The sequence below is a fragment of the Vibrio sp. 2130-1 genome, assembly GCF_033339515.1.
Genome location: NZ_JAWOUT010000270.1, coordinates 1 through 706, shown reverse-complemented (window position 1 = coordinate 706; position 706 = coordinate 1). Strand labels below are relative to the sequence as shown.

At 48.6% G+C, this 706-nt stretch carries 2 protein-coding genes; both read right to left on the bottom strand.

Annotated elements, in window-relative coordinates:
- On the bottom strand, nucleotides 1-258 hold a 258-nt coding region (locus R7Q09_RS25675), incomplete at its 3' end, for an ATP-binding cassette domain-containing protein (protein WP_318143883.1).
- Nucleotides 255-706 (bottom strand): oligopeptide/dipeptide ABC transporter ATP-binding protein (locus tag R7Q09_RS25670; RefSeq protein ID WP_411913122.1); only part of this gene is annotated, 452 nt, incomplete at its 5' end. The genes R7Q09_RS25670 and R7Q09_RS25675, both read right to left, overlap by 4 nt.

Genomic DNA, 706 nt, shown 5'->3' with positions numbered 1-706 from the left:
ACATCGCGTTGCGTAATCTTTGTGTTCTAAACGCTCACCATTGACTCGGATCTCACCAGAGCTCGGTTCAACAACGCCTGCGAGCATACGTGCAAGTGTTGATTTACCGGATCCATTCTGGCCAATAAAGCCAATAGTTTGCCCCGGTTCTAGCGTAAAGCTCACGGGTTTAACCGCTTCATTAACTTGACGTCTGAACAGTCGAGAACGCGTGACAAACTGCTTCGATAAGTTATCGACTTCGAGTAACGCACTCATGACTTCTTCTCCGTGTTCAATGGAAAGTGACAGTTAAACTTATGGTTTTTAATGCGTCGCGTGTGTGGAATTTCAACACACTGTTTTTGCGCGTACGGACAACGCGGCCCTAATCGACAACCAATTGGCAGGTGCTGCAAAGGAGGGATCGACCCAGGTAGCGATTGCAGTTTTTGCTTGTGCGGTACCCAATCATTAAAATCTGGCATCGCTCTTAGCAGCGCGTCAGTGTAAGGGTGTTTAGGTGCTTCGATGATTTTGTCGGTGTCGGCAGACTCAACCGACTGACCACAGTACATGACGGTAATTCGGCTTGCCCATTGCGTGATGGTAGCCAAGTCGTGACCGATCAGCAAAATAGTGGTGTTGTTGAGCTGGTTCATTCGGCTCAACAAACGCAGAATCTGCGATTGAGTGATGGGGTCCAAGTCGTTAGTTGGTTCGTCAG